Origin of the sequence: Demequina sp. B12, assembly GCF_028823635.1 — a bacterium.
Taxonomy (GTDB): Bacteria; Actinomycetota; Actinomycetes; order Actinomycetales; family Demequinaceae; genus Demequina.
In genome coordinates this window covers 818,294-840,780 of record NZ_JAPEHU010000001.1, presented here as the reverse complement: position 1 = coordinate 840,780, position 22,487 = coordinate 818,294, and the positions used below count along the sequence as shown (strand labels likewise).

General features: G+C 66.1%; 23 protein-coding genes and 1 tRNA gene. 12 read left to right on the top strand and 12 right to left on the bottom strand.

The window, feature by feature from the left end; genetic code table 11:
* Positions 1–47 precede the first annotated feature (47 nt).
* Positions 48–476, bottom strand: coding sequence for a hypothetical protein (locus tag ON058_RS04105; protein WP_274667741.1), 429 nt, complete (start codon positions 474–476; stop codon positions 48–50).
* 84 nt (positions 477–560) lie between these two features.
* Here ON058_RS04105 and ON058_RS04100 point away from each other — a divergent pair, with 84 nt between their 5' ends.
* The 4 genes from ON058_RS04100 (at position 561) to ON058_RS04085 (ending at position 4,848) form a co-directional block, all read left to right on the top strand.
* Complete coding sequence (locus ON058_RS04100; RefSeq protein ID WP_274667740.1) at positions 561–839, top strand: exodeoxyribonuclease VII small subunit; 279 nt, start codon at positions 561–563, stop codon at positions 837–839.
* Positions 836–1,762, top strand: coding sequence for a carbohydrate kinase (locus ON058_RS04095; RefSeq protein ID WP_274667739.1), 927 nt, complete (start codon positions 836–838; stop codon positions 1,760–1,762). Before ON058_RS04100 ends, ON058_RS04095 begins: the two co-directional genes overlap by 4 nt.
* Positions 1,763–1,830: 68 nt before the next feature.
* Positions 1,831–3,234 (top strand): aspartate ammonia-lyase, encoded by a 1,404-nt coding sequence (locus tag ON058_RS04090; RefSeq protein ID WP_274667738.1) that lies wholly within the window; start codon positions 1,831–1,833, stop codon positions 3,232–3,234.
* A 300-nt stretch (positions 3,235–3,534) separates the two neighbouring features.
* A complete protein-coding gene (locus ON058_RS04085) occupies positions 3,535–4,848 on the top strand; it encodes an NAD(P)/FAD-dependent oxidoreductase (protein ID WP_274667737.1) in 1,314 nt (437 codons plus the stop codon).
* Positions 4,849–5,020: 172 nt separating this feature from the next.
* Here the strand turns inward: ON058_RS04085 and ON058_RS04080 are convergent, their stop codons facing one another.
* The 3 genes from ON058_RS04080 to ON058_RS04070 form a co-directional block, all read right to left on the bottom strand.
* The gene (locus ON058_RS04080; protein WP_274667736.1) at positions 5,021–5,509 is read right to left on the bottom strand and encodes a hypothetical protein; all 489 of its coding nucleotides are present in this window, start codon (positions 5,507–5,509) and stop codon (positions 5,021–5,023) included.
* Between the two features lie 83 nt (positions 5,510–5,592).
* Positions 5,593–5,862, bottom strand: coding sequence for a metal-sensitive transcriptional regulator (locus ON058_RS04075; RefSeq protein WP_274667735.1), 270 nt, complete (start codon positions 5,860–5,862; stop codon positions 5,593–5,595).
* On the bottom strand, positions 5,862–6,011 hold the full coding sequence (locus ON058_RS04070; protein ID WP_274667839.1) for a hypothetical protein: 150 nt from the start codon (positions 6,009–6,011) through the stop codon (positions 5,862–5,864). Before ON058_RS04070 ends, ON058_RS04075 begins: the two co-directional genes overlap by 1 nt.
* A gap of 95 nt (positions 6,012–6,106) precedes the next feature.
* Here ON058_RS04070 and ON058_RS04065 point away from each other — a divergent pair, with 95 nt between their 5' ends.
* Positions 6,107–7,747 carry an FAD-dependent oxidoreductase gene (locus tag ON058_RS04065; protein WP_274667734.1) on the top strand — a complete coding sequence of 547 codons (1,641 nt, stop codon included), beginning with the start codon at positions 6,107–6,109 and terminating at the stop codon, positions 7,745–7,747.
* A gap of 20 nt (positions 7,748–7,767) precedes the next feature.
* Here ON058_RS04065 and purE read toward each other — a convergent pair whose 3' ends face one another.
* Together purE and ON058_RS04055 are read right to left on the bottom strand one after the other, a co-directional pair.
* The gene (gene purE, locus ON058_RS04060) at positions 7,768–8,280 is read right to left on the bottom strand and encodes a 5-(carboxyamino)imidazole ribonucleotide mutase (protein WP_274667733.1); all 513 of its coding nucleotides are present in this window, start codon (positions 8,278–8,280) and stop codon (positions 7,768–7,770) included.
* Between the two features lie 3 nt (positions 8,281–8,283).
* On the bottom strand, positions 8,284–9,423 hold the full coding sequence (locus ON058_RS04055) for a 5-(carboxyamino)imidazole ribonucleotide synthase (protein WP_274667732.1): 1,140 nt from the start codon (positions 9,421–9,423) through the stop codon (positions 8,284–8,286).
* 39 nt (positions 9,424–9,462) lie between these two features.
* Between ON058_RS04055 and ON058_RS04050 the strand changes: the two genes are divergently transcribed.
* The gene (locus ON058_RS04050) at positions 9,463–10,002 is read left to right on the top strand and encodes a GtrA family protein (RefSeq protein WP_274667837.1); all 540 of its coding nucleotides are present in this window, start codon (positions 9,463–9,465) and stop codon (positions 10,000–10,002) included.
* Here ON058_RS04050 and ON058_RS04045 read toward each other — a convergent pair.
* A complete protein-coding gene (locus ON058_RS04045) occupies positions 9,980–11,287 on the bottom strand; it encodes an ATP-binding protein (protein ID WP_274667731.1) in 1,308 nt (435 codons plus the stop codon). The genes ON058_RS04050 and ON058_RS04045 overlap by 23 nt on opposite strands.
* Positions 11,288–11,296: 9 nt before the next feature.
* Positions 11,297–11,974: a response regulator transcription factor gene (locus tag ON058_RS04040; protein WP_274667730.1), complete on the bottom strand. Its 678-nt coding sequence runs from the start codon at positions 11,972–11,974 to the stop codon at positions 11,297–11,299.
* Positions 11,975–12,066: 92 nt separating this feature from the next.
* Between ON058_RS04040 and ON058_RS04035 the strand changes: the two genes are divergently transcribed.
* Both ON058_RS04035 and ON058_RS04030 read left to right on the top strand, forming a co-directional pair.
* A complete protein-coding gene (locus ON058_RS04035; protein ID WP_274667729.1) occupies positions 12,067–14,193 on the top strand; it encodes a hypothetical protein in 2,127 nt (708 codons plus the stop codon).
* Between the two features lie 63 nt (positions 14,194–14,256).
* The gene (locus ON058_RS04030) at positions 14,257–17,280 is read left to right on the top strand and encodes an FtsK/SpoIIIE domain-containing protein (RefSeq protein ID WP_274667728.1); all 3,024 of its coding nucleotides are present in this window, start codon (positions 14,257–14,259) and stop codon (positions 17,278–17,280) included.
* Here the strand turns inward: ON058_RS04030 and ON058_RS04025 are convergent.
* On the bottom strand, positions 17,164–17,544 hold the full coding sequence (locus ON058_RS04025) for a hypothetical protein (RefSeq protein ID WP_274667727.1): 381 nt from the start codon (positions 17,542–17,544) through the stop codon (positions 17,164–17,166). The genes ON058_RS04030 and ON058_RS04025 overlap by 117 nt on opposite strands.
* A gap of 180 nt (positions 17,545–17,724) precedes the next feature.
* On the opposite strand from ON058_RS04025, the gene ON058_RS04020 reads away from it, so the two are divergent.
* Positions 17,725–17,979, top strand: a complete 255-nt coding sequence (locus tag ON058_RS04020) for a WhiB family transcriptional regulator (RefSeq protein ID WP_061960808.1) — start codon at positions 17,725–17,727, stop codon at positions 17,977–17,979.
* An 89-nt stretch (positions 17,980–18,068) separates the two neighbouring features.
* Here the strand turns inward: ON058_RS04020 and ON058_RS04015 are convergent, their stop codons facing one another.
* Positions 18,069–19,517, bottom strand: coding sequence for a sensor histidine kinase (locus tag ON058_RS04015; RefSeq protein WP_274667726.1), 1,449 nt, complete (start codon positions 19,515–19,517; stop codon positions 18,069–18,071).
* A 63-nt stretch (positions 19,518–19,580) separates the two neighbouring features.
* Between ON058_RS04015 and ON058_RS04010 the strand changes: the two genes are divergently transcribed.
* Genes ON058_RS04010 through ON058_RS04000 form a run of 3 tightly spaced genes read left to right on the top strand, consistent with a single transcriptional unit; the run spans position 19,581 to position 20,835 of the window.
* On the top strand, positions 19,581–20,078 hold the full coding sequence (locus ON058_RS04010) for a DUF2505 domain-containing protein (protein WP_274667725.1): 498 nt from the start codon (positions 19,581–19,583) through the stop codon (positions 20,076–20,078).
* Positions 20,075–20,473, top strand: coding sequence for a CrcB family protein (locus ON058_RS04005; RefSeq protein ID WP_274667724.1), 399 nt, complete (start codon positions 20,075–20,077; stop codon positions 20,471–20,473). Before ON058_RS04010 ends, ON058_RS04005 begins: the two co-directional genes overlap by 4 nt.
* Positions 20,470–20,835, top strand: a complete 366-nt coding sequence (locus tag ON058_RS04000) for a CrcB family protein (protein WP_274667723.1) — start codon at positions 20,470–20,472, stop codon at positions 20,833–20,835. The genes ON058_RS04005 and ON058_RS04000 overlap by 4 nt, the downstream gene beginning before the upstream one ends.
* 10 nt (positions 20,836–20,845) lie before the next feature.
* Here the strand turns inward: ON058_RS04000 and ON058_RS03995 are convergent, their stop codons facing one another.
* Together ON058_RS03995 and ON058_RS03990 are read right to left on the bottom strand one after the other, a co-directional pair.
* The gene (locus ON058_RS03995) at positions 20,846–22,171 is read right to left on the bottom strand and encodes an APC family permease (protein WP_274667722.1); all 1,326 of its coding nucleotides are present in this window, start codon (positions 22,169–22,171) and stop codon (positions 20,846–20,848) included.
* Positions 22,172–22,384: 213 nt separating this feature from the next.
* A tRNA-Met gene (locus tag ON058_RS03990) sits at positions 22,385–22,458 on the bottom strand.
* Between the last annotated feature and the right edge of the window lie 29 nt (positions 22,459–22,487).

Here is a 22,487-nt window from a genome sequence, read left to right as displayed (position 1 = left end):
GCGACCGCGCGCCACGCCGTTGTAGCACCCGGCCGTACCACTGGTCTCTACGCGATGCCCAGCTTTCCCAGCAGCTTGGAAGCGCCGCCCTTCTTCGACAGGCGTTCGCGCGCAGCACCGGAGAACTCCTTGTGGTACTGGCGTGCAAGCTTGCCGATGATGGCGTCCGGAACTGCCGGGTTCGCGATCAGGGCGTAAATCACCTCGGGGGTGCGGTCGTTCGACAAGTCGAGGTAGATGTCCTCAGGCATGTCTGGCCGCGGGTTCTTGGCAAGACCAGACCGCACCGTCGCGGACTCGTCACGTACCAACTTCAGCAGCGTGGTGAGAGGTGTCTTGGGGTGCGCTGCAGCAGCAGCGCGGATCATGGCCTCATCCGCTTTGGCAAAGTTCGCCAAGTCGTGGTCGGACAGGTTTTCATCCATGTCCTTCAGACTGGCCAATGCGGTTTGGCGCGAGTAGTTTTCGCTAAACATGTTCACTCCGTCGTGAATCCAGGGAACGTAAGCGTCTCATGAGAAGGTTGAAAGCCCCAACTATGACGCCGAAAGTTGAGACATATGCCACAGCAGCAACAAAATATTGAGGACCTCTCCTACGAGGAGGCCCGCGACGAACTCGTGGCGATCGTCGCCAAGCTTGAAGCCGGGACCGCAACCCTCGACGAGTCAGTAGGCCTCTGGGAACGAGGCGAGGCCCTCGCCGCCCGCTGCCAAGACCTTCTCGACGGCGCCCGCGACCGCATCACGGAGGCCCGCGGCGAGGACGATGACGCCGACGCAGGCGTGATCGGCATCGTCCCGGCTGACGACACCCCTGCCGACCAGGACGACGCATGACCCAGCCGGCCAGGGCCCTCGTCATCGGCGAAGCGCTCGTGGACGAGGTCGTCGCCACGGACGGCACCGTCGCGGCCCATCCCGGCGGCTCCCCCGCCAACGTCGCCCTGGGACTCGCACGCTTGGGACGTGAGGCACACCTGCTCACCCACATCGGCGCAGACAGCTATGGCGATCTTGTTTCGGCGCACCTTCGCGCCTCGGGTGTCACGTTGGTTCCGGGATCAGCCGATGCGAACGCCACCTCCGTCGCCACCGCCACCCTAGGAACGGACGGCGCTGCGACCTACGAGTTCGCCCTGGAATGGGCGCTGAGTGACGCACTCACCCTGCCGGACTCCCCCACCGTCGTCCACACCGGCTCCATCGCAGCAGTCATCGAGCCCGGCGCCGCCGAGGTCCACGCGGTCCTCACACGCCTACGCCCCACCGCCACCATCACCTACGACCCGAACGCGCGCCCCTCCCTCATGGGAAACCCCGCACAGGCACGCGCCAGCATCGAACGCATCGTGGCACTCGCAGACGTGGTCAAAGTCTCCGACGAAGACCTTGAATGGATCGCGCGCCCAGACGAAACCATCGACTCCATCGCCCACGGCTGGCTCGCACTCGGGCCTGCCCTTATGGTCGTCACGTGTGGCGGCTCCGGCGCCAGCGCCTGGACGGCACACGGCCGCACCGACATCGCCGCACCCGCCGTCACCGTCGCCGACACCGTGGGCGCGGGCGACTCCTTCATGGGCGGACTCATCGACGGCCTCTGGGCCGCCAACCTCCTTGGCGCGAACCGTCGCGACGCCCTACGCGCCATCGACAGCGCCACCCTCACCTCCGTCCTCGACAGGTGCGCCCGCATCGCCGCCATCACCGTGTCCCGCCCCGGCGCCAACCCGCCCACGGCAGCGGAACTCAGCGACTGACGCATCGGCCCTCCCCCTCAGCACAGCAGCGGTCAAACTAGGCACTAAGTCCTGCCAGAATGTGACCTATGGCAAGCAACGACGCACCTGAGTACCACATCGAACACGACACCATGGGCGAAGTCCGTGTCCCCGCACACGCCCTCTACCGCGCACAAACCCAACGCGCAGTCGAGAACTTCCCCATCTCCGGCATCACCCTCGAACGCCGCCACATCGAAGCGCTCGCTCGCGTCAAGAAGGCCGCCGCACGCGCGAACGCCGAACTCGGCGTCCTTGACCCCGCCATCGCCGATGCCATCGTCGCCGCCGCAGACCAGGTCGCCACCGGCGACTACGACGACCACTTCCCGGTCGACGTGTTCCAAACCGGCTCCGGCACCAGCTCCAACATGAACACCAACGAAGTGCTGGCGACCCTTGCCACCAACGCGCTCGGAGCTGACGTCCACCCCAACGACCACGTGAACTGCTCGCAGTCCTCCAACGACGTGTTCCCCACCTCCGTACACGTCGCCGCGACCTCGCAACTCGTCAACGACCTGCTGCCTCAACTGGGACGCCTTGCACAGTCGCTCGAAGCAAAAGCCACCGAGTTCGCCGAGGTCTACAAGTCCGGCCGCACCCACCTTATGGACGCCACCCCCGTCACGCTCGGTCAGGAGTTCGGCGGCTACGCCGCAGCAATCCGGTACGGAATCGAACGCCTCGAAGCCGCCCTGCCCCGCGTCGCCGAGGTCCCCCTGGGCGGCACCGCTGTCGGCACAGGCATCAATACCCCCGAAGGCTTCCCCCAGCGCGTCATCGCGTTACTCGCAGAAGACACCGGGCTGCCCATCACGGAAGCACGCGACCACTTCGAAGCACAGTCCGCACGCGACGGCCTCGTGGAAGTCTCCGGCGCGCTGAAGACGATCGCCGTCTCGCTCACCAAGATCTGCAATGACCTGCGCTGGATGGGCTCCGGCCCCAACACCGGCCTGGGTGAAATCGCCCTACCCGACCTCCAGCCCGGATCGTCGATCATGCCCGGCAAGGTCAACCCCGTGGTCCCGGAAGCAACCCTCATGGTGTGCGCACGCGTCATCGGCAACGACGCCACCGTTGCCTGGGCCGGCTCGTCAGGATCCTTCGAGCTCAACGTCCAGATCCCCGTCATGGCACTCGGCGTCCTGGAATCCATGCGCCTGCTCGGCAACGCCGCAGAAGTCCTCGCCGCACGCACCATCGACGGAATCACCGCCAACGTGGAACGCGCACGCCGCCTCGCCGAAGCATCCCCGTCGATCGTCACCCCACTGAACCGCGTCATCGGCTACGAAAACGCCGCCAAGATCGCCAAGCACTCCGTCAAGGAAGGCCTCACCGTGCGCGAAGCCACCATCGATTTGGGCTTCGTGGAACGCGGGGAGATCAGCCTCGAACAACTCGACGCCCTGCTCGACGTCACCACCATGGTCGGCAAGCGCTAGCCACATTCAGAACCGTCCGGCAGCGAGCCCCGCACCCTCACGGTGCGGGGCTCGCTGCCGTTTGCACCACCGCGCAACCCGGCGGCTACACTGGTGCCTCAGTGGAGAAGGAGCCGCCCCTCGCGTGGCGCGCCAATGGTCCCCCACCTCTCCGCGAGGTCGGCGTCGCACCTGTGTGCGGAAGCCGCCCGCGCATCGGCGCGTCTGTCCCTCTGATCCCCACGGTGACGGAACAGGGCGACCGCCATCGTGGTTGCACTGGAACGCGCACCCCACGACTGCGAGCCCAGGAGGCTTCACATGAGCGCAACACGCGTACTGATTCTTGGTGGCGGCTACGTAGGCCTCTACACCGCCCTCACGCTCAAGAAGAAGGCCGGCAACCACGTCGACATCACCATGGTCGACCGCCGCCCCTACATGACCTACCAGCCGTTCCTACCAGAAGCGGCCGCCGGATCCATCGAACCGCGCCACGTGGTGGTTCCCCTGCGTCGCGAACTCGAGGGCATCCGGATCGTGCAGGGCAAGATCACTGAGATCGTGCACGCCGACAAGCGCGCACGCGTCGAAACCGACTTTGGCGACACCCGCGACATCGAGTACGACGAGGTCGTCATCGCGCTCGGCGCCGTGCCGCGCACCCTGCCGATTCCCGGCCTCGCGGAAATGGGCATCGGCTTCAAGTGGGTTGAGGAAGCGATCAACCTGCGCAACATGGTTCTGGGTCGCATCGCGCGCGCCGCAACCACCGAAGACCCCCACTTGCGCCGCAAGCTACTGACGTTCGTGTTCGTCGGAGGCGGGTTCGCAGGAATCGAAGCCTTCGCCGAAACCGAAGACATGGCCCGCGCCGCGCTCCGTCACTACCCCGAGCTGCAGCCCGCAGACCTGCGCTTCGTGATGGTGGAAGCCGCCACCCGCATCCTTCCCGAAATGGGCGAGGAGATGGGTGGCTACACCCTCGAAGTGCTCCGCAAGCGCGGCATGGAGATCTACCTTGCGACGCGCCTGGAAAGCTGCGTTGACGGGCGGATCGAACTGTCCGACGGCCAGAAGTTCGACGCCGACACGGTGGTGTGGACCGCAGGCGTGAAGCCCAACCCCGTCATCTCCAGCTCCGACCTTCCCACCGGCCCGCGCGGCCACATCAACACGCTCCCCACTTTGCAGGTGGCCGACAACGATGGCAACGTCATCCCTGGCATCTGGGCCGCCGGAGACTGCGCGCAGATTCCGGACCTGGCCAAGGGCGAAGGCGCGTGGTGCGCACCTTCCGCCCAGCACGCCGTCCGTCAGGCCCGCCTCCTGGGTGCAAATATGGCCGCGGCACTGCACGGGCGCCCCGTCAAGGAATACAAGCACAAGCACCTGGGAACGGTCGCATCACTGGGCCTCAACAAGGGCGTGGCCCAGATCATGGGTGTGAAGCTCCGCGGCTGGCCCGCATGGTTCATGCACCGGACCTACCACATGAGCCAAATTCCCTCGTTTAACCGCAAGGCTCGCGTGGTCGTGGACTGGACGACTGCCCTGTTCTTCCGCCGCGACCTGGTGTCGATGGGCCGTATTCACGAGCCGCGCCGCGCGTTCAAGGAAGCGTCAGACAGCTAGGGGCCGTGCGGTCGGGCGGCAAGGCGGTGGGGCTCAAGCTCCGCCGCCCCGCCCCTCCCGTCGCTCTCCCCGCTCTCCCGCCCCCGTCAAATGGCTCCATTTGGCTGTTTTAGTTAGCTATAACAGCGAAATGGAGCCATTTGACGGTCCGGGGGGCGGGCCGATGCGTGGGTTAAGCCGCGAGTTCCGCTTCCCACAGCAGGTGGTCGGTGACGCACGCGGCGTAGGCCCGAGTAGCAAGTTCGTCGAGCTCCTCGTCAGTGAGAGTCTCCGACTCCAACCGGACCACGCAAATACCGAGGACGGTGTCGAAACGCACTTGGGCATCGGCCCCTGCGGCGCGCGGCTTCACGGTGCGTAGTGCGCCCACTGTCCGTTGCGCACACAAGTCGGTAGCGAACCAGCGCACCGGCCCTGTCGCGAGGACGGGGCCGCGGGGCGTGGCACCGTCGAAGTGAATGGTCTCAACGCAGGGCTGGTGCATACCTTCTTCAGGCCACTGCGACACCACGTGACGGAACGCATGCGAGCACATGGACGCTTCCGCGAAGTCGCCAATGATGATGGTGGAGCCGCTATGAGTGTCGAGGGACACCGTGAGTTGGGGAACTGCGGCAGCCAATGCTGCGACGTGGCCAAGCGTTGAAACGGTGATCGACATGACGCCACGGTAGCCTCACGCACGCCATTTACGCAATACCTTTGTTGCGAAAGTCGCACGAGTGAGACGCGCAGGCAGCACACCTACGCCAGCGAGAGGAACACCTTCTCTAGGCGCGCCAGATCGGCCTCCCGGCCTTCCTCGTCTGCAGACATGACGCACTCGCGCACGGAGGCGGAGATGATCATGAAGCCGGCACGGTCAAGCGCTTTCGACACGGCCGCAAGTTGCGTGATGGTGGGCTCGCACTCGCGGCCCTCTTCCACCATGCGAATCACGGCGTCGAGTTGTCCGCGGGCCCGCTTGAGCCTGTTCAGCGCCGCGCGCTGAACCTCAGGATCTGGAGTGTCCATTAACGGGCTCGCAGCCAGGGGAAGAACGAACGGCCGGCAGGCTTCTCGTGACCTTCGCACCACTGCGATGCGGGGACGCGGGACTTGACCGAGTCAACGTGCTGGCCGCAGCCGGTCCAGGTGGTCTTGCCGCACTGGCGGCAGGTCATGGGAGAACACATGGGGGAATGATCCTTTCGTCGGGGACGTTTGCACCAACGATACCCCCGGGGGTATTCTGATTGCAACCCAAGGAGGAACATTCATGGCCCAGAAGGTCGTCATCATCGGAGCCGTGGCCGCTGGCATGTCAGCCGCCACGCGCCTACGCCGCCTCGACGAAGACGCAGACATCGTCGTGCTCGAAGCCGGCGAACACGTCTCATTCGCCAACTGCGGACTTCCCTACTACGCAGGCGGCGTGATCGAAAAGCGTCAAGCCCTGCTGCTGCAGACCCCGCAGTCACTTCACGAGCGCTTCAACCTGGATGTGCGCATTCACTCACGCGCCACCGCTATCGACCCTACGTCACGCACGGTCACCGTGGAGTCAACGGACCGCGGCAGCTACACGCTCCCCTACGACAATCTGGTCCTCGCCCCCGGCGCACGCCCCATCGTCCCTCCCATCCCGGGTGCAGAGCGCGCCCTCACCCTGCGTGACGTCGCAGACGTTGACCGCATCGTCGAGTCGATGGCAGGCGCACGCAGCGCCACCGTCATAGGCGCGGGCTTCGTCGGCCTGGAGATTGCAGAGAACCTCGCACACCGCGGCCTCGAGGTCACCGTGGTGGAACTCGCGGATCAAGTCCTCAGCGCCATCGACCCTGAACTGGCTATCCGCATTGAGCAGCGACTCGTCGCCAACGGCGTACGTGTCCTGACCGGCGCCCAGGCAAGCGCTATTACGGCCGATGCCGTGGTGGCGACCGCAGCGGACGGCTCCCACGAGGTGCCCGCAGACATCGTCATCGCCGCCATTGGCGTGCGCCCCGACTCTTCGCTGGCAGCCGATGCCGGACTCGCCGTCAACGCACGCGGCGGCATCACCGTGGACGACGACCTGCGCACCTCAGACCCGCACATTTTCGCGGTAGGAGACGCCGCAGCGAAGTCCGATCACTTCTCTGACGAGCCCACACTCATCCCGCTGGCCAACCTAGCCAACCGCCACGGCCGCCGGGTCGCAGACGTCATCACTGGCCGCGACTCCCGCGCCACGGCATCAATCGGCACCGCAGTCGTGGGCGTGTTTGGCCTGACCGCAGCCGTGACGGGCCGTACAGAACGTCGCCTCCGTGCGGAGGGCCGCCCCTACCGGGCCATCCACACCCATCCCATGAACCACGCTGGCTACTACCCCGGCGCATCGGCCCTGGCGATGAAGTTGCTGGTGGACCCGGAGACGGACCTGATCTTGGGCGCTCAAGCGGTGGGCGAGAATGGCGCGGACAAGCGCATTGACGTGATCGCTACAGCGATCCGTGGCGGCCTGCGCGCAAGCGAGTTGGCTGACCTGGAACTGGCGTACGCGCCCGCATACGGGTCAGCCAAGGACCCCGTCAACATGCTGGGTTATGTGGCAGAGAATGCCGCGATGGGCGAAAGCCCGTCGATCCAGTGGGACCAGATCGCCCAGGACGATGTCGTGCTCGATGTGCGCACCGCGGCCGAACACGAACGTGGCTACGTCACCGCAGGTGCCAGCACCGCACACATCAGCGTGGACGATCTACGCGCACGTCACGGGGAACTTCCCAAGGACGCGCGCATCGTGGTCCACTGCCAGGTGGGCCAACGCGGCCACACCGCGACACGCCTGCTGCGCCAGTTGGGCTACGACGCCGTCAACCTGGACGGCGGCTACCTCACCTGGCGCGACGGCATGGCGGCAACCCAGCGGTAACTGCCACCCGCCAGGAGGCGCTAGATCTCCTGAGCGCGCAGCGACTCGCCCTTCGCATAGGCGACGTCACGCAACTGAGCCTGGAAGTCCCGCATCTTGGCGCGCAGCGCCGCACCCTCGTCGGTGTCGGCTGCGCCCAAGATGCGGGCGGCCAGGAGGCCCGCATTGCGCGCCCCACCAATCGACACTGTCGCCACGGGGACACCGGCGGGCATCTGCACGATCGACAGCAGTGAGTCCATGCCATCCAAATGCTTGAGCGCCACCGGCACACCGATGACCGGCAGTGTCGTCACCGATGCCAGCATGCCGGGCAAGTGGGCGGCACCGCCGGCACCCGCAATGATGACTCGCAGGCCGCGTTCCTCCGCCTGCCGCCCGTAGGCGATCATCTCTTCCGGCATCCGGTGCGCAGACACCACATCCTTTTCGAACTCGATGCCGAACTCGCGCAACGCTTCCGCTGCTGCCTGCATCGTGGGCCAGTCGGAATCCGACCCCATCACGATGCCTACCTTCAGGGTTTCACTCATCGTTTACGCTCCATCCCGCACCACAGCCGCTGCGGCCACTGCACGCTCGTAGGTCTGGGTCCGGTCAGCGCCGGACAGGTTCACGTGGCCCACCTTGCGGCCGGGGCGCACGCCCTTGCCGTACAAGTGGATTTTGGCCGATGCGTCAGTGACGTCAGCAAGCGAACTTTCGAGGTCTTCCCTTGCCCCGCCCAAGACGTTGGCCATAACCGTCCAGGGGGCGGTGGGGGTGGTGTCACCCAGGGGCAGGTCCAGCACGGCCCGGAGGTGCTGCTCGAACTGGCTGGTCACGGAGCCGTCCATGGTCCAGTGACCGGAGTTGTGGGGGCGCATGGCGAGCTCGTTGATGAGGATGGCGCCGTCGGCTTCAAAGAGTTCCACGGCAAGCGCACCCGTGACATCCAGGGCATCCGCGATGGTGCGTGCGATGCCTTCTGCTTGGGCAGCGAGTGTGGGGTCCAAGTGCGGTGCGGGCGCGGTGACTTCGGAACACACCCCGTCACGCTGAATGGACTCGACCGTGACCCACGTGCGCGCCTCACCGGAGGGCCGGCGAGCGATCTGGACCGCAAGCTCACGCGTGAACGGAACTTTCTGTTCCAGGAGCAATCGCGGCCCTCCTCCGGCCGCTGCCTCCAGCCAGGGCGCAGCATCGTCCACGGCACGCACCACCATGACGCCTTTGCCGTCATAGCCGCCCCGTGCCGTCTTCAGGATCGCTTCACCGCCGTGGGTGTCCAGGAATGCCTGGACGTCTTCCCGGGTGTGCGCAATAGCCCAATCGGGATTGGGCAAGCCGAGTTCGTCCATCCGCTGGCGCATCTCGATCTTGTCCTGCGCGTACCGGAGCGCCTGCAGACCCGGCCGGGCCGGGATACCTGCCGACTCGGCAGCCTCAAACACCTCTGCCGGGATGTGTTCGTGTTCCCACGTCAGCACGGTAGGACGCGGTGCGGCCAGCAGCCGCTCGATGGCCTCTGGGTCGGTGGGCAGCCCCACCACGGTCTCGTGGGCGGGAGCGGCAGCGGCGGCAGAGTCGGATTCGACCAAGACGCGCAGCGTGACGCCCATTGCGGTGGCCGCGGGCGCCATCATGCGCGCCAACTGCCCGCCACCAACGACGGCAACAATCGGGGAAGTCATGCGTACAAACTACCGGCGCTAGGCTCTTGACTCGTGACGATGGTGACCGCGCTCCGTGCCCGCATGGGTGAACTGCTGCGTTTTGGTGCGGTGGGAGTGGCGGGAATCGTCGTCAATCTGGGCGTTTTTAACCTGCTCCGGCTGGGCCCCTTGGCACCTGACAGCGAGATCGCGGGTGACGATGACCGGGTGGTGACCGCCAAAATCATCGCGACAGTGGTGTCAATCCTGTTCGCCTGGTGGGCCCACCGGGGGTGGACTTTCCGCGGCCCCAAGCGACACACCCCCACACGCGAACTTGTCCTCTTCGGACTCGTCAATGGTGCTGCGTTGGCCGTGGAGGCCGCAGTGGTCGCCGTCAGCCACCATGGCTTGGGCTACGTGTCACTGTTTGCCGACAATGTGGCGTCGATCATCGGCATCGGCTTGGGAACGATCACCAGGTACATCGGATACGACTTGTTTGTCTTCACCTCAGAAGGCAAAGCGCCCGATGCCAGCGACACCTTGCATTCCGCCTCAACTGACACTTCTGTTGCCAGCGGTGATACCCCGGTCAGCGACGCCGACGAGTCCTGACCGCGCGACCGTGCGGGATCACTGAATCTAGGTCCACCATCTGCGGGACTCCCTGCAAGAACACCGCGAACACCGCAGGGACACGGTGCGCAAGCTCGAGTCGGCCACCATCCGCCGTGACAAGGTCTCGGGCAAGCGCAAGGCCCAGCCCGGTACCGCGGCCACTGGTGACTTCGCGCTCAAAGATTCGCGGCGCAAGGTCCTCGGGGACTCCGGCCCCCTCATCACGGACCTCCACCACTGCGGCATGGTTGGTGCCTGACTCACGGGCTGTCACGGATGTGGTGCCCGCGCCGTGGTGAAGGGAGTTCTCAATCAGTGTGGCCAACACCTGCGCCAACCCGCCGGGGGTCGCGAACACGGTGGCATCAGTTTCGTGAATCACCAGTTCGCGTCCCGCAGCAGCGAATGCGTCGGTCCATTCTTCCCGCTGCTGCTCAAAGACCTCTTCAAGCATCACGAGTTCAGTACCGGACCCCAAAGCACGGCGGGAACGCCCCAACAACTCGTCCACGACACCCACAAGCCGTTCTACCTGCTCGAGGGACTTCTCCACTTCCTCGCGGACCTCGTCCTGGTCCGACAACGCGGAGATCTCTTCCAATCGCATTGTCAATGCCGTCAGCGGGGTGCGGAGTTGATGCGAGGCATCGGCAGCGAACTGCCGTTCCGTCGCCAAGCGTGCCGCCATACGGTCCGCTGACCTGGACAGCTCCTCCGCAACCTGGTCGATCTCCTCAATGCCGGACTTCTCCAGGCGCGGACGCACTTGACCGCTGCCCAGTTGCTCGGCGGAAGCCGCCAAATACACCAGTGGTGCCGTGAGCCTGTTGGCTTGCCAAATCGCCATCGCCACGCCTGCCGCTACCGCGATCAGACCCGCGCCCACGACCAACAACACAAACCTTGCCGCAGACCAGAACATGTCCCACCACGACACGTAGAGGACCACCACAAGGCCGTCTTCCGTCACATGACTGTCGGAGAACGCGGGCTGAGGCTCCTCACCCGCCGTCAACACCTGACCGTCAGGAAGGCTCACATAGATGTATTGCGGCGCACCTGCAGCGTCGGAGACATACGAGTCCAGGACACCTTCGGTGATGGTCTCCCCTGCCCGATGCCGGACCTCAAGGGCGCGAGCCGCGGTGGCGGTACGCAAGTCCAAGTCCGTCAGGGCATCGGCCCTCACCAGTTGGACGGCGGCAATCCCTAGCGGGATGCCCAGCAAAATGACCGCGACCGCGAGCGCAGCGACGGTCGCACGGAGGACTCGCCGCCGCACGGGTTGCCCTTAGTCGTCGTTCTCGAAGCGAAAGCCCATGCCACGCACGGTGGTGATGAACCGCGGCGAGGTCGCGTCATCGCCGAGCTTGCGGCGCAGCCACGACACGTGCATGTCGAGGGTCTTCGACGGTGCCTGAGCATCCGCCTCCCACACTTCACGCATCAACGTTTCGCGGGAGACCACGGAGCCTGCGTTCGCGACCAACAGGTGCAGGAGGTCAAACTCCTTGCCACTGAGCTGAAGCTCACGGTCATCCAGGAAGGCACGGTGCGCAGCAACATCCACCCGGACACCGCCCACCGCGAGTTCTCCGCCTGCTTCCCCCGTCACACGACGGCGCAGCAAGGCGCGAACGCGCGCCAACAGTTCCGCGAGGCGGAAAGGCTTGGTGACGTAGTCATCCGCACCAGCATCGAGCCCGACCACAAGGTCCACCTCATCGGCACGTGCCGTCAGCATGAGGATCGGAACCTGAAGGCCCTTGTCGCGGATACGGCGTGCGACGTCTACGCCGTCGATGTCGGGAAGTCCCAAGTCGAGGATGACGAGGTCAGCGTCATCTGCTGCTCCCACGCCTCCCATGCCGGTCCCGTGCCACTCCACGTCATAGCCTTCTCGACCCAAAGCGCGGGTCAAGGGTTCTGAAATGGTCGGGTCATCTTCGACCAAGACAATTCGAGTCATGGGGCAACGATACCCGTGGCCTCCAAGTTTGCAACGTTCCGACCCGGCGGGGTGGGGATACGTGGACAACGTGCAGGGATAGGGTGGCGCACGTGAGTGCCTCCCCCGTTGCTGCGCCAGCCTCTGCCCGCACTAACACTGACGCCGTTCCCATGGCCGTTCGCGTCTTCGGGGCGCTGCCGGAACGCATCGTCCTCATCACCGTGGGGGTGGCGCTGGCCGCAGGTCTCTTGGTCACGGTGGGTGCCCACTATTGGTGGACCGTACTCCCAGCGGCTGCTCTCATCATCACTGTGGCCTGGCGCGCAGCCACTCCCCGCGATGTCACGGTGCGCGGCGCCATCGCGAGCGCCATCGCCGTCGGCGGTGCGGCGCTGTGGGCGATCGTCAACCTCGCCATGCACGCCGAATACCTGCTCGTGGTGCGCGACCCTGGCTTTTTGACCCTCTCCGGCCTGTGGCTGGTGGATCACGGCTCCACCGACATTCCCGCTGCGGGCGCTGTCGAAGCGGCCGCTGCCAACGGCAACATGTTGGCCGATGCTTCGGAGGCGTGGAACCTCAAGGGTGACGTGGTCCAGCCCCAGGGGGCGAAGATGCTGCCCGCGACGATCGCGATCGGCGGTTGGTTGGCTGGTGAAACCGGAGTGTTGAGCGCCAACGCCGTCATCGGCGCGGTGGGCATTCTGGCGGTGTTCGCTGTTGCTCGACAGTTCCTGTCCCCCATGGCTGCGCTCGCCCCCGCGGGTGCCCTCGCGCTCACCGTGTCGCACATCGGCTTGTCGCGGCCGGCGTACACGGAGCCGTTGACCTTGCTGCTGGTGATCGCCGGCATCCTGTGGGCCTGGCGTGGTGTCGCTGAGCGTTCGATCCCTCTGCTGACCTTGGGTGCGGTGGCTTCTGGCGCGACGATGCTGGTGCGGGTCGACGGGCCGAGTTTCGCCATCGGCGCCATCGCGGGTGTGGGGTTGGCGCTTGCCAGCGTGGAGGCGGATCCGCGGTGGCGGCGCAGCGCGGCGTTGACGTTCGCTGGTTGGCAAGCCATGACGATCGGCATGGGGTACTTGTCGGTCGCGTTGTGGTCCACGGAGTATCTGGAGCGTCTGGCGGACGAAACGCATGCGCTGCTGGCGGTCTACGCGGTGCTCGTGATCGCACTCGTCGTGTGGTCGTTGATGTGGACGGGTGCTCCGGGCAGGTGGATCGAACGGCTGTCCGATGCGTGGGGCCGGCGCGGGGCCTGGATTGCAGGAGCGGTCGTGGCGGCGGGTCTGGCTGTTCTCGCGTCGCGGCCACTGTGGACCACGGTGTACCGCAGCACAGATAACCCTCGCCACCAGTTCACGAACGGCGTGGTGGAGAGTTTCCAGAAAGCTCAGGGCTTAGAGATCGAGCCCACTCGCACGTACGCCGAGTCCACCGTGACGTGGCTGTCGTATTACTTGACGTGGCCCATCGTGATTCTGGCGATCATCGGCTTCGGCTGGGCGACGATGAGGATGGTCCGGCGTGACGCCCCCTGGGCGGTGTTCCTGGGCGCGATTATGGCTCCGACACTGCTGTACTTGTGGCGGCCGTCGATTGTGCCGGACCAGATTTGGGCGATTCGGCGCTTTGAGCCCGCCACGCTTCCTGGCTTCATCTTGGCGGCTGCAGCGGCAGGGTGGATGCTCGCGAGCCTTGCGCGCAAGGAATCAGTGCGCGCGGGCCTGCGGCGGGCCGTGGGCGTGGGCATGCTGGTGTTGCCGTTGTCGACGTGGATCAGCATCTCGCCGGATGCGGAGTATCCGATTTCCGGGGCGGTGAATGTGACGACCCGGGAGATGGTGGGCGCGCGGTCCCAGATCGACGAGCTGTGCGCAGTCGCTGACGGCCGGCCCGTGATTCTGGCGTCCGACAGTTCGCACTACGGCTCTATTCGGGTGACGTGTGATGTGCCGGTGATCTTGCATTTGGGCAACCCCACAGAGGCGCACTTGGCTGCGGCATATGAGGCGTGGGGTGAGGCACCGGTGGTGTTCACTCGCCAAGGCGATGAGCTTCCGTGGACCGAGGAAGCAGCGGTCGTCGTGTCCTCCCGCGTCACGCATTCGGCCTACACGTTGCAAGGCATCCCGCGCACGTCAATGGTGCGCAACTACCACTGGTACGCCGGCGTCGTCACGCCATCCGGAGCCGTGGAACCGATCACTGCCGCCCCCAGCATCACTGCGCCCTGACCGGTATCCACAGATACCGCCGGGCAGGCATCTGGCAGGTAGGGCCGATGCGAAGGTCGACTCATGCGCGTCACCGACCCCTTCGGCCATGACTGGGACATCACTCGAGGGACCAGCACCCAGGAGGCAGCGGCAGCCTGGGGAGTAGACACCTTGTGGTGCGGGCAGACCGCACTCACCCCGGAACACCCCTTTGGCGTACCGCCGCTCGTCCACGGCGCGCAACTGCGCACCTCCCCAGGGCCGCTGTCGCACCTTCCCGCTGGCCCCTACCTCAGCATTGCGCAGGGGCCCGATGCTGGTGCCCTCCATCCGCTCACAGGATCAGTGACCATTGGCAGTTCCCCCCACGCTGATCTGCGCGCCGACGATCCCGCGCTATCGCGCGAACACGCCCGCGTCACTCACAGCGAGCCGCCACGCGTCATCGATCTCGGGTCCACCAACGGCATCGGCACCCGCTGGTCCACACGCCGCACCTGGCCCACCACGGGAGGGGTGCTGCTAGGAAACTCCCTCATCACCGCCCACGGTCTCACGCCACCCGACGACACCCCCACACGGCCGCCGGTGACATTCCCGTGGACCGCGCTCATCGGCGGCATCGCCAGCGGCGGCATCATCGCGGCGATGACAGGTCGCTGGTACCTAGCGTTCATCGGGCTTGCCTTGCCCCTGGCAATGCTCCTCGTGGAACTCGCTCGCCGCTTCCGGCGCCCTCCACCAGGCACTCCCCTCGCCACCATCCCCGAAGGCTCCCTCGCCATCCGCGGCGAGACCACGTGGGTCCACGGATATGCACGCGCCGTCATGCTCGAACGGGCCGGAACACTCCCCGGCTGGCAGGAACCATGGACACGGTGGCTCACCGCCCCCGACCACCACGGCGACACTCCCGTCCTGCATGACGTCCACCTGCTCAGCCCCAGCCAGCAAGCCCCCTCCTGGTGCAACGCCACCATCGACGTCGATGCCCACTCCTGCACCGTCACCACCCCACACGGCACCACCGCCACCCATCCGTGGCGAGTCTCAGCAGCATCGGCCGACCTCCTCGCACGGCGTGCCGCCTCCGCACACCACACCCACACCCTCCCCGCCCGAGTCGGGTGGGCGGACATTACGGCGCCCTCCGCCCTCAACTCCACTCCCGGCAGCCCTAGCCCACGCCGCCTGGCCGCAACCGTGGGCCTCGCGCAGGACGGGCCAGTCACGCTCGACCTCGACCGCGACGGCCCCCACCTGCTGGTCGCAGGAACCACCGGCTCAGGAAAGTCCGTCTTCCTCGACACCCTCGTCAGTGCACTCGCCCTCGACCACGCACCCCACGACCTCTCACTCGCCCTCATGGACTTCAAAGGTGGCGCGGGACTCCACTCGTGCCTCACCCTGCCCCACGTCACCGCCACCGTCACCGACCTCGACCAGCACCACGCGTCGCGAGCTCTCGCCGGCCTGGCCCACGAACTCCACCAACGAAAACTCACCCTCGCCGCCGCCGGCTTCACCTCATGGAAAGACTGGGAAGCACACGAGGCCGCTCCCCCACGACTCCTCGTCGTCATCGACGAGTATCAAGAAATCTCCATGCGCATGCGCGACTTCCTTCCCGAGATCGCGCGTATCGCCGCCCAAGGTCGCTCACTCGGACTCCACCTCATCCTTGCTACCCAACGCCCCTCAGGGGCCGTCACGCCGGAGGTGCGCGCCAACATCGGCTCCACCGTGGTGCTGCGCGTAGCAAGCGACGGCGAGTCCCGTGACCTCCTCGGGTCAACGGCCGCCGCCGAACTCCCCCACCACAGTCCTGGCCGCGCCATCGTGTCGCGTCCCGACGGCGACACCGTCATGCAAACTGCCAGCCCCTCCGCGCTCCGGTCCCCCGCACTACGCAGAACCGACAGCCCCGTCGCTCCCGGCCCCTCCCTTGCTGATCGAGCGCACGAACGCTGGAACGAGCACCCCCGCCCGCCAGCCCTCTGGTGCCCACCTCTGCCAGAGACGTTCTCACCGGCCAGTGACTCACCGGCGAGCGACCCGTCCGCCAGCGACGGGGCCACCCCAGGCCCCCTGACGGTGGCACTCGCAGACGCTCCCGCCACCCGGAGCCAACACCACGTCACGTGGACCCCCGACGACGGCGCACTGCTGATCGTGGGCCCCGCCCGCACCGGCCGGACAAGCGCGCTCGCCCACATCGCCACCCACGCGAGTCACCGAGGGCTCCGCCCTGTGGCGCTACCCGCCTGCCCCCGCGAGGCCGCACGCACCCTCGCGCTCGCGGCGAGCCACCCCACCGTCCTGCTCATGATCGACGATGCCGACGCCGCCATCAGCCGTCTGCACAGCGTGGACGATGGCGGCGCCTACGAAATGCTGCTGACCCGCCTCAGCATGCGCTTGCCGACCGTGATCGCCGGCACCACGGCCCTACCGTCGCGCCTTGCTCACCACGCGGCGATCATCGCGATCTTTGACGGTGCAGACTCCACACAAGCCGCACTCTGGGGTGCGCCGCGGACCTCAACCACCGCGCACGGCGCCCCCGGCAGAGGATGGGTGAAGTGGTCAGGCGGAGTCCACCGCGCACAGCTCGCCACCGTTCAGAACACGCCTCTGGCTACGCTCAGCCACCCGCTGGTGTCTTCCCTCCCCGACGGCCTGCCCGCGCAGGTGTGGGGCATCGGCGGAGACCACGCCACGACGGTGGAGGCCCCCCGCGGCGCAGTAGTGGTGGGGCCGCCTTCTGCTCTGCGTGACGCGGTACAACAGTCGCTCGGCGACACCACCCGCACCTACGAACTGGCCACCGTGGTGCCCTCAGGAACACCCGCCGTACTGACCGCACCGCGAGCGCGCGACGTGCGCCACCTCGCCCATGCCGATTCAGCGGGAGTGGTAGACCCGACCCCTGTCCAGGGTCGCGTCGTCGTCATTACCGACGGACGCGCCCAGGCCGTCCAACTCGGTTCACTCGTCTGGCATCTCGGCGACAGCGTCCAGCACCACCGCCACCAGGCAGACCAACCCCACCACAATCGCGATGCTCGCGAGCACGGGGGCGTCGCTGAACAACAGCACGCATGAGGCCACCTGCAGGATCTGCCACATGATGGTGTACGACCGTGCCCACCGTTGACCACGCTGAAGGGCCCTCGCCGCGAACGCCAGCGCGACCGCAAAAATCGCCAACGTCACGGCAACTGCCAGCGCGAGGTCAGTACCGTTGTAGAGGACCGCTTCAAGAGTGTTGAGTGCCGCAAATACCAGCAGTGCTAGCGCTTCAACAGCCACCAATCCAATGGCGACTGGACGGGCAAAACGGTCGGTCAGCGAAGGGCCTTTGTCCATGGCATCCAAACTACCGGCCGCACAATGTGAGCCATCACACATAAACGAACTCTTGTCATCCTTTGTTAACAATGAGAACCTAGACGCAGTGACATACGCGATGGCAGCGGTATAGTCCCCTCCTCAAGACACTTGAAGCAGGGCTTCGCCGCGCCTTCCCACCACCCACCGGAGGAACCCATGGATTGGCGCAGTAACGCAGCATGCCTTGACGTCGACGACCCCGAACTCTTCTTCCCCGTCGGCAACACCGGCCCCGCGCTCGTGCAGATTGAGAAGGCCAAGGCCGTCTGCGGCACGTGCGAAGTTCGCGAAGTGTGCCTCAAGTGGGCCATGGAGCACAACCAGGACTCTGGCGTCTGGGGCGGCCTGTCGGAAGACGAGCGCCGCTCGCTCAAGCGTCGCGCCGCACGCGCACGCCGCGCAGCGAAGTAACACTTCTTCATACAAAAGCCCCCTCCGGTGCAGGAGGGGGCTTTTGTTATGCCTGCGCCAGCACGGGAGGACCGATGCTGGCGACGGTATTAGCGTTCTTCGCTCACCTTGACTTCGAGCTCCACCGCAGAACCAGAGCCGGTGGCCCGCCACGTGATCTGACCGCTGAGCTCGTTCTCCACGAGGGTGCGCACAATCGACGACCCCAGACCAGACGGCTCGGCGCTCAGGCCCACACCGTCATCGGCGATGGTCACGGAAAGCCGCTCGTTCTCACGGTGGGACGTCACCGTGATGGTGCCCAGGTCACGGCCTTCAAACCCGTGCTCCACAGCGTTCGTCACCAGCTCAGTGATCACGAGCGCCAACGACGATGCATACTGAGCCGGGATCAAGCCAAAGTCGCCCTCACGCACGATCTTGACCTGCACACCCGGGGACGCGATCTCCGCCGCCATACGCATCGAACGGGCAGCGAGGTCATCGAAGTTCACCAGTTCGTCCAACGTCCCCGACAGCGTCTCGTGCACAAGCGCAATCGTGGATACACGGCGCATTGCCTCCGCGAGCGCTTCCTTCGCCTCTGGAGCTTGGACACGGCGTGACTGCAGGCGCAACAGCGCGGCGACAGTCTGCAGGTTGTTCTTCACGCGGTGGTGAATTTCGCGGATGGTCGCGTCTTTGGTGATGAGTTCACGTTCGCGACGGCGCAGGTCTGACACGTCGCGGCACAGCAACACTGCACCAGTGCGGTCGCCGTGGATCGTCACGGGGATCGCGCGCAGGGAAAGTGCGGCGCCGTTGGCTTCCAGGTCGGTGCGCCAGGCGGCACGGCCCATGACCACCATGGCGAGCGTTTCGTCGATGTGGCCCTTGTCGTGCACCAACTCACTGGTGACGCGCGGCAGGGACCGGTTCATCAGCGAGCCAGTGACACCCAGCCTGTGGAAACAGGACAGCGCGTTGGGGCTGGCATATGTGACGTGTCCGGCGGCGTCGAGCCGGAGCACTCCGTCTCCCACGCGTGGCGCGCCGCGGCGTGGTCCAGTGACGGAGGTGGCCACGGGAAACTCGCCGCGCGTGATCATGTGCAGGAGGTCGTCGGCGGCACCTTTGTAGTTCAGCTCCAGCCGGCTCGAGGAGCGGGACACTGCTTGCGACACTTCACGCGTGAGCACTGCGATGGCGCGCCCCTCCATGATCACGGGCAGCGCGTCTTCACGCACGGCATACGTGTCATCCCAGCGCGGTTCACGGGAGGCGATGATGCCGCCTTCGTCGAGAGCCTTCTGCAGGTGAGCGATACGGCCAGCGGCAGCCATGGTGCCCACCACATCGTCCTGATGGACAGTGGGCCCGGTGGAGGGACGGCACTGGGCGATCGCCACAAAACCATCATCGACGGCGCGCCACAGCACAAGGTCGGCGAAGGACAGGTCGGCAATGATCTGCCAGTCGGAGGTGAGGAGCGCAAGCCATTCGGCCTCGGCATCCGTCAGCGATCCGTAGTTTTCTGCAGTGTCTCTCAACGTGGCCACGTCCCTAGCCTAGGTGCCCCGCCGACGCGCGGTAGCCTGGTGGCACCGTCACGAGGGGTCCTCATGCACTTCACCTACTCTCATCACTTCGCCGCAAACGTCGAAGACGTCATTGCGATGTTCGCCGACGACGACTTTGTGCAGCGCCGCGCCCAGTCATCCGGCGACGAGCACGGTGACGCACTGCTGAGCGGTTCGGTGGCGGAAGGCTTCACGGTGTCGATTCGCCGGGTGGTGCCCTCCACCTCCATCCCGCAAGAGTTCCGCGGATTCGTGGGTTCAGACTTGTCGGTGCGGTACACCGAGGTGTGGGAGCCCAACACCGGCGGCACCCGTCAAGGCACATTCTCCGTCGAGATCGTGGGCGCTCCCGGGCATGCGTCCGGCAACTTGTCGCTGATCCCCTCGGATGGCGGCACCGACCTGGAGCTCGAAGGGTCCGTCTCCGTCCGCATCCCGCTGTTTGGTTCGATGATCGAGAAGTCCCTGGTGAAGTCCGTCAGCACCGGCCTCGAAGACGAACTCGCAGTCGCCGACGAATGGCTCGCCTCCCGGGCATGAAAGATCGCACCGTCGTCCTGGTGTTCCTAGGCGGGACTGTCGGCGGAGCGCTCCGGATCCTCATCGACTACTGGATCCCCAGCATCGGCTCCCCCTCATGGGAAGTGCCCTGGGATGTGGTCGCGATCAATGTGCTCGGCTCTGCGCTGCTGGGTGCGCTCAACGGCTGGGCCCTGGTGATGGGCCGCGCATGGTGGTTCCCCATGGTGGGCACCGGCGTCCTCGGTGGCTTCACCACGTTCTCCGCCATTGCTGCCCTTCCGTGGGCTGCTGACACTGGCCTGATCCAGGGCGCGGTGGTGTTAGGCGGGACGATGCTGGTGTCCGTTGTCGCGGCCGCCGCAGGTTGGCGGTGGGGCGTGCGCCGGGCCGATGCCGTGGAGGCCACCGCATGAGCGTCTGGTGGTACGTAGCCGCAGCACTGGGGTGTGGTGTGGGCGCGGTGCTGCGCTATCAGCTGGGCCGGGTGAACTACGGCGCGAACTTCCCGTGGGGCACGGTCGTCGCGAACACCGTTGCCGCCGCATTGGTGGGCGCGCTTGCCGCACTTGCCGCTCTCTATCCGGGCTGGAACCTGGTGCTGGCCGCAGGTCTGGGCGGAGGGCTGTCCACGTTTTCTTCACTCGCGGTGGATGCCGTGATCTTGTGGAATGAGGGCCGACGCCGCCACACCGTGGGGTATCTCGCCGTCACTTTTGCGGCGGGTTTCGTGGCGGCATGGGCCGGTTGGGCTGTGGCGTCTGCTCTGGTGGGCTAGCGCTCCCGGCTCATCGCTGAGGTTCGCGTGAGCCTCGCAGGAGCGCCGCACTCACCGGCCAACCCAGAACCAGCACCATCACCACGATCGTGGGCCATACGGACGTCCCTGCCGACCCCAACGCCACCACCGCAAGCACCACGGATGCCCCCAGCCCAGCAACGCTGACCGCAACAGGCACCCTGAGTGTCGACGTCCGCCCCACACGGCGCTGCCTTATCGCTGCCAGGTTTGCGACGGCGTAGTACGTCAAAATGCTGGCGACAGAGACCAAAATCAGTGCCACTCCCTGCGTCCACACCAACGCGGTTGCGCTAATGGCGATGACGCCCTCGGCCTTCCAGGGGGCACCGCCGGCTCCTTGAGCCGCGAGCATGCGCGGCAGGTCACCCTCACGCGCCATCGCCATCGCCGTGCGTCCAGCCCCCGCCAAGACGGCCAACATCGCCCCACCAATGCTGAGCACCGCCGCTCCCGTCACCATCCATACGGGCATGCCCACAGCATCGGCCAGACTCTGCAACGGGGCTTCCTCCAAGCGCATGTCCGCAGCGGAACCCCCGCTCGCCGGAACCACCCACGCGTGCAGCGCGACCGCCAACGCCAGATACAGCACCACCACGATCGCCAAAGCGGCCACAATCGCCTGCGGGATGGTGCGCTCAGGAGACCGCACCTCCTCCCCCAGCGTGGCGATGCGCGCATAACCCGCGAAGGCAAAGAACGCTGCAGCAGCCGCAACCAGGAATGCCCCTACCCCACTGTCGCTGCCGGTGCCGTCGGTGCCGGTGCCGTGGGCGGCACCAAGGAGGTCAGGTTCGGGAACGTCGAACCACCCCATCGTGTGCGGCCCTCCCAGCGACATCCCCACCAGCACCACCAACACCGCGACCACCACCACCGCAATGACGGTCGCACCCCAGGCAGTTCTGGTAATGCCACGCGAGTTCAAAGCCCACGCAGCAGCGATCGCGGCCGTCGCCACCCACTGCGGATGCCCCGGAAGCACGTAGGCACCCAGCACGGTCGCCGCGACAGCAACGGACACGGTCTTGCCCACCACGAACGCTGCACCCGCCACGTGGCCCGCGGTGCGCCCCAACTCCGCGCGGCCATAGGCGTACGCGCCGCCCGCGACCGGATACGCGGCCGCCAACTGGGCTGTGCTGAGCGCGTTCGCCAAGGCGACGCCGGCGGCGACCAGGACTGCGGCAAGGTACCAGCGGCCGGCCCCAAGGACATCGGCCCACATGCCAGAGAACACCCCGGCGCCCAGCATCGACCCCACGCCGATGCCGATCGCTCCCCACAGCGTGATCTTCCGCGCACCTGTCATGGCGCTGACTCTAGCGAGGCAAGGTGAAGACCCGCCAAATGGCTCCATTTAGCTGTTTTGGCTTCCTATAACAGCCAAATGGAGCCATTTGAGGAAAAAGGGGGGCGGGGCGGCCGGGGAGGTTGGTGGGTCCGCGGGGCCGGTTGGCGCAGTCCGGGAACGACGAAGCCCCCCGATCCGGTTTCCCAGATCAGGGGGCTATCTCGCTACTAGTAGCGGGGACAGGATTTGAACCTGCGACCTCCGGGTTATGAGCCCGGCGAGCTACCGAACTGCTCCACCCCGCGTCGGCCTGATAACTCTAACCGACGCGGGG